Genomic DNA, 8,863 nt, shown 5'->3' on the forward strand with positions numbered 1-8,863 from the left:
GCCGTGACCCCGCCGTCCTGGCAGAATCGGGGTGCGCCGTTCATACGGGACGGCGTATTTCCCCTGCCTCCCCCCGAAGGTCGTCGAAGGCCCCATGCCGCCCACCCTCGCCTCCCTCGTCCAGCACTCGGCGCTGAAACTCACCGTGCGCGCGGGCGAGGACCGGCTCGACACGCCGGTGCGCTGGGCGCACGTCAGTGAACTGGCCGACCCCGTCCCGTACATGGAGGGCGGCGAGCTGCTGCTCATCACGGCGATGAAGCTGGACGCCGAGGATCCGGAGACGATGCGGCGCTATGTGCGCAGGCTCGCCGGAGCGGGGGTCGTCGGGCTCGGCTTCGGTGTCGGCGTCACCTACGACACGGTGCCGGACGCGCTGCTCGACGCCGCGCGGGCGCAGGACTTCCCGCTGCTCGAAGTGCCGCGCCGGACCCCGTTCCTGGCGATCTCCAAGGCGGTCTCGGCGGCGATCGCGGCCGACCAGTACCGGGCGGTGACGGCGGGCTTCGAGGCCCAGCGCGAGCTGACGCGCGCGGCGCTCGCCGAAGGCCCCGCCGAACTCCTCGCGCGGCTCGCGGCGCATGTGGACGGGTGGGCGGCGCTGTACGACACCTCGGGCGCGGTGGTCGCGGTGCAGCCCGAGTGGGCGGGGCGGCGGGCGGCCCGGCTCACCGCCGACGTGGCCCGGCTGCGCGACCGGCCCGCGCCCGCCAGCGCCGTGGTCGGCGGCTCGGACGACCGCTCCGACGACCGCGTCGAGCTCCAGTCGCTGGGGACCGGGCGGCGGGCGCGGGGGGCGCTCGCGGTCGGTACGGGCGCGCCGCTGGGCACGGCCGAGCGGTACGCGGTGCACTCGGCGGTGGCGCTGCTGACGCTCACCACCGAGCGCTCCCGGGCCCTGCAGCAGGCCGAGCAGCGGTTGGGCGCGGCGGTGCTGCGGATGCTGCTCTCCGGGCAGCAGGACCATGCCCGGGCGGTCGCCGGTGACCTCTACGGCGGCCTGCTCGACGCCCCGTTCCGGCTGGTCATCGCGGAGGCCGAGGGGGAGTCGGCCGACCTGGCGGTGCTCGCCGACGCGATGGAGTCGGCGGCGTCGCGCTCCGGCGAGGGGGTGCTGGCCGTGCCCGAGGGCGAGCGCCTGGTGGTCCTGGTGGCGGACGGCGGCGACGCGGTGGGCGCGTGCGCGGGGTTCGAGCCGGAGGAGGGCGCGGAGGTCGTGATCGGCCTGTCCGCGCCGGCCGGGCCGATCGCCGCGGCGTCCGCGTACAAACAGGCCGAACAGGCGCTCTCGGTCGCCCGGCGGCGGGGCCGGCGCCTGGTGGAGCACGAGGAGCTGGTGGCCGGTTCGCTGGTGCCGCTGCTCGCGGACGACGCGGTACGGGCGTTCGCGGACGGGATGCTGCGGGCGCTGTACGAGCACGACGCGACGGGCCGGGGTGATCTCGTGGCGTCGCTGCGGGCGTGGCTGTCGCGGCACGGCCAGTGGGACGCGGCGGCGGCGGACCTGGGCGTCCACCGGCACACCCTGCGGTACCGGATGCGCCGGGTGGAGGAAATCCTGGGCCGCTCCCTGGACGACCCGGACGTCCGCATGGAGCTGTGGCTGGCCCTGAAGGCGACGACGCCGCCGGAGGCGTAGCTCTCCCCACCCCGCCCCTTCCCCTAAACCCTCCGGGGGTGGGTGGGGGTGGAGGGGGGAGGGTTGTTCCCGGGGGCTCCGCCCCCGGCCCCCAGCGGGGCTGCGCCCCTGCCACCCCCCAGCGGGGCTGCGCCCCTGCCACCCCCCAGCGGGGCTGCGCCCCTGCACCCCTTCGGCGGCTGCGCCCCGGACCCCCTTGGCGGGTGCGCCCCCCCGGCCACCGCACCCCACTCTGTGGCTGCGCCCCTTTTGGGGGCGCGGGGAACTGCGCGAGCAACCCAGCACGCTCCGCAGACGAAAACGGGTTCCGGGGCGGAGCCCCAAGCGGGGTGCAGGGGGCGCAGCCCCCGCGAAGGGGTCCGGGGGCGGAGCCCCCGGGAGAACCACCTTCACCCCCACCCACCCCCGGAGGCCACGCGGCGGAGCCGCACATGTCACAGGGGGGAAGGGGCGGGGTGGGGGTCCTCCAAAGCGGTGTACATTCGCCGCCCACCACTCCACCCCGGACAAGCCCCGACTCGCCGCCCCCGGCCTACGGTGGGAGAAAACAAGCAGACCCCCAACCTCGGAAGGGCCGGGATTCGTCATGACTTCCACCCACGCCTTCTGGCTCGCCGGCCGCCAGGCCACCGGTGCGGACAGCTTCGACGTCACCTCCCCGTGGGACGGCCGACTCGTCGGCAAGGTGAGCGTGCCGACCGAGGACCAGGTCGAGGAGGCCGTCGCCGCCGCCCACGCCGTGGTCGACGAGTTCGCCGCGACCCCGGCGCACGTCCGCGCCGCCGCCCTCGACCACGTATCGAAGCGGCTCGCCGAGCGCACCGAGGAGATCGCGCAGCTCATCTCCGCCGAGAACGGCAAGCCCATCAAGTGGGCCCGCGGCGAGGTCGGCCGTGCCGTCTCCGTCTTCCGGTTCGCCGCCGAAGAGGCGCGGCGCTTCAACGGCGGCGAGGCCCAGCGCCTCGACACCGACGCGGGCGGCCAGGGCCGCCTCGCCCTCACCCGCCGCTTCCCCAAGGGCGTCGTCCTCGGCATCGCGCCGTTCAACTTCCCGCTGAACCTGTGCGCCCACAAGGTCGCCCCGGCCATCGCCGTCGGCGCGCCGATCATCCTCAAGCCGGCCCCGGCCACCCCGCTCTCCGGTCTGATCATCGGCGAGCTGCTGGCCGAGACCGAGCTGCCCGCCGGTTCCTGGAGCATCCTGCCGGTCGCCAACGACCGCATGCCCGCCCTCGTCCAGGACGAGCGTCTGCCCGTCATCTCGTTCACGGGTTCCGACAAGGTCGGCTACGCGATCATGGACTCGGTGCCGCGCAAGCACTGCACCCTGGAGCTCGGCGGCAACGGCGCGGCCGTCGTCCTCGCCGACTTCGCCTCCGAGGAGGACCTGGACTGGGCGGCGACCCGTATCGCCACCTTCTCCAACTACCAGGGCGGCCAGTCCTGCATCTCCGTGCAGCGCGTGATCGCGGACGCCGCCGTCTACGAGCGGCTGCTGCCGAAGATCGTCGCGGCCGTCGAGGCGCAGGTCACCGGTGACCCGTCCGACTCCGCCACCGACGTCGGCCCGCTGGTCAGCGAGGACGCCGCCAAGCGCGTGGAGTCCTGGGTCGAGGAGGCCGTCACGGCCGGCGCGAAGCTGCTCGCCGGCGGCAAGCGCGACGGCGCCGCCTACGCCCCGACCGTGCTCGCCGAGGTCCCGGCCGACACCACCCTCGCCTGCGAGGAGGTCTTCGGACCGGTCCTCACCGTGCAGAAGGTGTACGGCGAGGCCGAGGCGTTCGCGGCCGTCAACTCCTCCAAGTACGGCCTCCAGGCGGGCGTCTTCACGCACAACGTGCAGACCGCCTTCCGCGCCCACCGCGCCCTGGAGGTCGGCGGCGTCATCGTCGGCGACGTCCCCTCCTACCGCGCGGACCAGATGCCGTACGGCGGCGCCAAGGCCTCCGGCGTCGGCCGCGAGGGCGTCCGCTACGCGATGGACGACTACACGTACGAGCGTGTGCTGGTCCTGACGGGTCTCGCCCTCTAGGACGTACGAGCGAAACGGCCGGAGCCCGCTGTCGGACTCCGGCCGTTTTCGTGTCCCGGGGGTGGTCGGGCGGCGCGGAATCGGGTACATACGGTCGAGTAGCACTGTCCGGTAACGGGTGCGTGCGCGCCCGAAGACGTCGCGGCGAGGAGTACCCCTCATGACCGCACCACACGGCACACCCAAGGTTTCCGAGCGCGAAGCGCGCCAGGTCGCCGAGGCCGCGCGCGAGCAGGACTGGCGCAAGCCGAGCTTCGCGAAGGAACTCTTCCTCGGCCGCTTCCGGCTCGACCTCATCCACCCCCATCCGCTGCCCGCCACGGACGACGTGGAGCGGGGCGAGGCGTTCCTCGCCAAGCTGCGGGACTTCTGCGAGACGAAGATCGACGGCGCCCTGATCGAGCGCGAGGCGCGGATCCCCGACGAGGTGATCAACGGCCTCAAGGAGCTCGGCGCGCTCGGGATGAAGATCGACACCAAGTACGGCGGCCTCGGTCTCACCCAGGTGTACTACAACAAGGCGCTGGCCCTGGCGGGCTCGGCGAACCCCGCGATCGGCGCGCTGCTCTCGGCGCATCAGTCGATCGGCGTACCCCAGCCGCTCAAACTCTTCGGGACGCAGGAGCAGCGGGACCAGTTCCTGCCGCGCTGCGCCCGTACCGACATCTCGGCCTTCCTGCTCACCGAGCCGGACGTCGGCTCCGACCCGGCCCGGCTCGCCACCTCGGCGGTCCCGGACGGCGAGGACTCATACGTCCTGGACGGGGTGAAGCTCTGGACCACCAACGGCGTCGTCGCCGACCTCCTGGTGGTGATGGCGCGGGTGCCGAAGTCCGAGGGGCACAAGGGCGGCATCACGGCCTTCGTCGTCGAGGCGGACTCGCCCGGTGTCACTGTCGAGAACCGCAACGCCTTCATGGGCCTGCGCGGCCTGGAGAACGGCGTGACCCGCTTCCACCAGGTCAGGGTCCCGGCCGCCAACCGCATCGGCCCCGAGGGCGCCGGGCTGAAGATCGCCCTGACCACGTTGAACACCGGGCGCCTCTCGCTGCCCGCGATGTGCGCGGGCGCCGGGAAGTGGTGTCTGAAGATCGCCCGCGAGTGGTCGGCGGCGCGCGAGCAGTGGGGCAAGCCCATCGCGCACCACGAGGCCGTGGGCGCGAAGATCTCGTTCATCGCGGCGACCACGTTCGCCCTGGAGGCGGTGCTCGACCTGTCCTCGCAGATGGCCGACGAGGACCGCAACGACATCCGTATCGAGGCGGCGCTCGCCAAGCTCTACGGCTCCGAGATGGCCTGGCTGATGGCCGACGAGCTGGTCCAGATCCGCGGTGGCCGGGGCTTCGAGACCGCCGAGTCGCTGGCGGCCCGGGGCGAGCGTGCCGTACCGGCCGAGCAGATCCTGCGCGATCTGCGGATCAACCGGATCTTCGAGGGCTCGACCGAGATCATGCATCTGCTGATCGCGCGCGAGGCCGTCGACGCGCATCTGTCCGTGGCGGGCGATCTGATCGATCCGGACAAGAAGCTGCCGGACAAGGCCAAGGCGGGCGCGGGCGCCGCCGCCTTCTACGCCCGCTGGCTGCCCAAACTGCTCTCGGGACCGGGCCAACTGCCCCATTCCTACAGCGAGTTCGGTGATCTGGCCCCGCACATCCGGTACGTCGAGCGGTCCGCCCGCAAGCTGGCGCGCTCCACCTTCTACGCGATGTCGCGCTGGCAGGGCCGGATGGAGACCAAGCAGGGGTTCCTGGGCCGGATCGTCGACATCGGCGCCGAGCTGTTCGCGATGAGCGCGGCGTGCGTACGGGCCGAGATGCTGCGTACGGCCGGAGCACATGGCAAGGAGGCGCACCAGCTGGCCGACGTCTTCTGCCGGCAGGCCCGCATCCGCGTCGACGAGCTGTTCAACCGGCTGTGGGCCAACACCGACGACCTGGACCGCAAGGTCGTCGACGGGGTGCTCGCCGGCTCGTACACCTGGCTGGAAGAGGGCGTCGTCGACCCGTCCGGCGACGGCCCGTGGATCGCCGACGCCACCCCCGGACCCGCCATCAGGGACAACGTCCACCGCCCAATTCGCTGAGTCCGTACGCCATTTGGGGCGCCGGAGCGCCGCAGCGCCCGGCGCCCCGGCGGCCGCTTCGACCGCCGGGCGGGGGAGTCGCGGGGGAGTGCTGTCCCGACGCACAGCCGATGCGGCAACAATGGGAGCATGAGCGACAGCCCAGCCCCCCTCGCCGACCCGCACATCGCCTTCGACCCCGCCGAAGGCCGCCGGGACATCGTCGTCCTCGGCGCCACCGGGTCCATCGGCACCCAGGCCATCGACCTGGTGCTGCGCAACCCCGACCGGTTCCGCGTCACCGCGCTCGCCGCGTCCGGCGGCCGGGTCGCGCTCCTCGCCGAGCAGGCGCGCAGGCTCCGGGTGCGTACGGTCGCCGTCGCGCGGCCGGACGCGGTGCCCGCGCTGCGCGAGGCGCTGACCGAGCAGTACGGCGGTGAGCCGCTGCCCGAGATCATCGCCGGGCCGGACGCCGCCACCGCGCTCGCCGCCTCCGAGTGCCACACCGTCCTCAACGGCATCACCGGCTCGATCGGCCTCGCGCCGACGCTGGCCGCGCTTGAGGCGGGCCGCACGCTGGCGCTGGCCAACAAGGAGTCGCTGATCGTCGGCGGCCCGCTGGTCAAGGCGCTCGCGAAGCCCGGCCAGATCATCCCGGTCGACTCCGAGCACGCCGCCCTCTTCCAGGCGCTCGCCGCCGGCACCCGCGCCGACGTACGCAAGCTGGTGGTCACGGCCTCCGGCGGCCCCTTCCGCGGCCGTACGCGCGCGGAGCTGGCGGATGTGACGCCGCAGGACGCTCTGGCGCACCCCACCTGGGCGATGGGCCCGGTGATCACCATCAACTCGGCGACCCTGGTCAACAAGGGCCTGGAGGTCATCGAGGCGCATCTGCTCTACGACATCCCCTTCGACCGCATCGAGGTCGTCGTCCACCCGCAGTCGTACGTGCACTCCATGGTCGAGTTCACCGACGGCTCCACGCTCGCCCAGGCCACCCCGCCCGACATGCGCGGCCCGATCGCCATCGGCGTCGGCTGGCCCCAGCGGGTGCCGGACGCCGCCCCCGCCTTCGACTGGACCAAGGCGTCGAGCTGGGAGTTCTTCCCGCTCGACACCGACGCGTTCCCGTCGGTCGGACTCGCCCGGCACGTCGGAGAGCTGGGCGGGACGGCTCCGGCGGTGTTCAATGCCGCGAACGAGGAGTGCGTGGACGCTTTCCTGGCGGGACGGCTGCCTTTCAACGGCATCATGGATACGGTCACGGAGGTCGTGGCCGAGCACGGCACCCCCGCCGAGGGAACTTCCCTCACGGTCTCGGACGTCCTGGAAGCGGAGACCTGGGCACGGGCCCGGGCCCGTGAACTCGCGGTGAAGGCGACAGCAAAGGCGCGCGCATGACGATTTTGATGACGGTCCTCGGCATAGTCGTCTTCGTGGTCGGCCTGCTCATCTCGATCGCGTGGCACGAGCTGGGCCACCTCTCCACGGCCAAGATGTTCGGCATCCGGGTGCCGCAGTACATGGTCGGCTTCGGCCCGACCATCTGGTCGCGGAAGAAGGGCGACACCGAGTACGGCATCAAGGCGGTCCCGCTCGGCGGCTACATCCGCATGATCGGCATGTTCCCGCCCGGCGAGGACGGCCGGATCACCGCGCGGTCCACCTCGCCCTGGCGCGGCATGATCGAGGACGCCCGCTCGGCGGCCTTCGAGGAGCTCCAGCCGGGCGACGAGTCGCGCCTCTTCTACACGCGCAAGCCGTGGAAGCGCGTGATCGTGATGTTCGCCGGGCCGTTCATGAACCTGATCCTGGCCGTGGCGATCTTCTTCGGCGTGATGATGACGTTCGGCGTCAACACCCAGACCACCCAGGTCGGCAAGGTCTCCGACTGTGTGATCTCGCAGAAGGAGCAGCGCGACACCTGCAAGGCGTCGGACCCGGTCGCCCCCGCCAAGCAGGCCGGGCTCAAGGCCGGTGACAAGATCGTCGCGTTCAACGGCGAGAAGGTCGGCGACTGGTCGGCCCTGCAGAAGCACATCCGCGACACCATCGGCCCGGCCACCATCACGGTCGAGCGGGCCGGCAAGCCGGTCGATCTGCACGCCAGCCTGATCAAGAACGACGTGGCGAAGATCGACGGCTCCGGCAACTACACCACCGGCACCACCTCGGCCGGCTTCCTCGGCTTCAGCCCCGCCACCGGCATCGTCCAGCAGTCCTTCGGCCAGTCCGTGGACCGCATGGGCGACATGATGCGCTCCGGTGTGAAGTCCCTGGTCGCGATCCCGTCCAAGGTCCCGGACCTGTGGAACGCGGCCTTCAACGGCCAGGAGCGCAAGGCCGACTCCCCGATGGGCGTCGTCGGCGCGGCCCGGGTCGGCGGCGAGGTGTTCACCCTGAACATCCCGCCGGAGAACCAGATCGCGATGATGCTGTTCCTGGTCGCGGGCTTCAACCTGTCCCTGTTCCTCTTCAACATGCTGCCGCTGCTGCCGCTGGACGGCGGGCACATCGCGGGCGCCGTGTGGGAGTCGCTGCGCCGCACGGTCGCGCGCGTCTTCAAGCGCCCCGACCCGGGCCCGTTCGACGTGGCGAAGCTGATGCCGGTCGCCTATGTGGTCGCCGGAATCTTCATCTGCTTCACCCTGCTCGTGCTGGTCGCGGACGTGGTGAATCCGGTCAAGATCTCGTAGGGACGTACGTCTCGTACGCGTGTAGGGGGCGGGCCGGGTGCATGGAGTGCCCGGCCCGCCCCTTTGCGTGCTGTGTCTTCCCGGGGGCAACCCCCGGACCCCCGGCCGGACACCCGTGCGGGTTCGCGGCGACGGAGTGCGCGCGCCCCGCCCCTTTCGGTGAACTGTTGGGGCACGGTGTGCTTGGGTGCCCCGGGGTGCCGTAACCTCGGAGGCTGGAGCCCGCCGATCTCGGGCCTTGATCCACACCTTGGGGTTGCACAGCAGATGACTGCGATTTCACTGGGAATGCCGTCCGTACCGACCAAGCTGGCCGAGCGTCGCAAGAGCCGCCAGATCCAGGTCGGGTCGGTGGCGGTCGGCGGGGATGCCCCTGTCTCGGTGCAGTCGATGACGACGACGCGTACGTCGGACATCGGCGCGACGTTGCA

At 72.1% G+C, this 8,863-nt stretch carries 6 protein-coding genes; all 6 read left to right on the forward strand.

Annotated features, from left to right (window positions below; all coding sequences use genetic code 11):
- Positions 1-94 precede the first annotated feature (94 nt).
- Positions 95-1,639, forward strand: coding sequence for a PucR family transcriptional regulator ligand-binding domain-containing protein (locus ACGFRG_RS18075; RefSeq protein ID WP_361420144.1), 1,545 nt, complete (start codon positions 95-97; stop codon positions 1,637-1,639).
- Between the two features lie 586 nt (positions 1,640-2,225).
- Positions 2,226-3,671, forward strand: a complete 1,446-nt coding sequence (locus tag ACGFRG_RS18080) for an aldehyde dehydrogenase family protein (protein WP_393264891.1) — start codon at positions 2,226-2,228, stop codon at positions 3,669-3,671.
- A 160-nt stretch (positions 3,672-3,831) separates the two neighbouring features.
- On the forward strand, positions 3,832-5,757 hold the full coding sequence (locus ACGFRG_RS18085) for an acyl-CoA dehydrogenase family protein (RefSeq protein WP_393264893.1): 1,926 nt from the start codon (positions 3,832-3,834) through the stop codon (positions 5,755-5,757).
- Positions 5,758-5,886: 129 nt separating this feature from the next.
- Entirely contained in the window at positions 5,887-7,137 is a 1,251-nt protein-coding gene (gene dxr, locus ACGFRG_RS18090; RefSeq protein WP_393264896.1) for a 1-deoxy-D-xylulose-5-phosphate reductoisomerase, read from the forward strand.
- Positions 7,134-8,432, forward strand: coding sequence for a site-2 protease family protein (locus ACGFRG_RS18095; protein WP_361420132.1), 1,299 nt, complete (start codon positions 7,134-7,136; stop codon positions 8,430-8,432). The genes dxr and ACGFRG_RS18095 overlap by 4 nt, the downstream gene beginning before the upstream one ends.
- A gap of 267 nt (positions 8,433-8,699) precedes the next feature.
- The coding region (locus ACGFRG_RS18100; RefSeq protein ID WP_351004190.1) for a flavodoxin-dependent (E)-4-hydroxy-3-methylbut-2-enyl-diphosphate synthase at positions 8,700-8,863 on the forward strand (164 nt) is incomplete at its 3' end.

It is taken from the genome of Streptomyces sp. NPDC048696, from assembly GCF_043198895.1.
Lineage (GTDB): Bacteria > Actinomycetota > Actinomycetes > Streptomycetales > Streptomycetaceae > Streptomyces.

Coding starts and splice junctions, on each gene's coding strand:
- ACGFRG_RS18095 (WP_361420132.1), top strand. CDS start 7,134: ATGACGATTTTGATGACGGTCCTCGGCATAGTCGTCTTCGTGGTCGGC.
- dxr (WP_393264896.1), top strand. CDS start 5,887: ATGAGCGACAGCCCAGCCCCCCTCGCCGACCCGCACATCGCCTTCGAC.
- ACGFRG_RS18085 (WP_393264893.1), top strand. CDS start 3,832: ATGACCGCACCACACGGCACACCCAAGGTTTCCGAGCGCGAAGCGCGC.
- ACGFRG_RS18080 (WP_393264891.1), top strand. CDS start 2,226: ATGACTTCCACCCACGCCTTCTGGCTCGCCGGCCGCCAGGCCACCGGT.
- ACGFRG_RS18075 (WP_361420144.1), top strand. CDS start 95: ATGCCGCCCACCCTCGCCTCCCTCGTCCAGCACTCGGCGCTGAAACTC.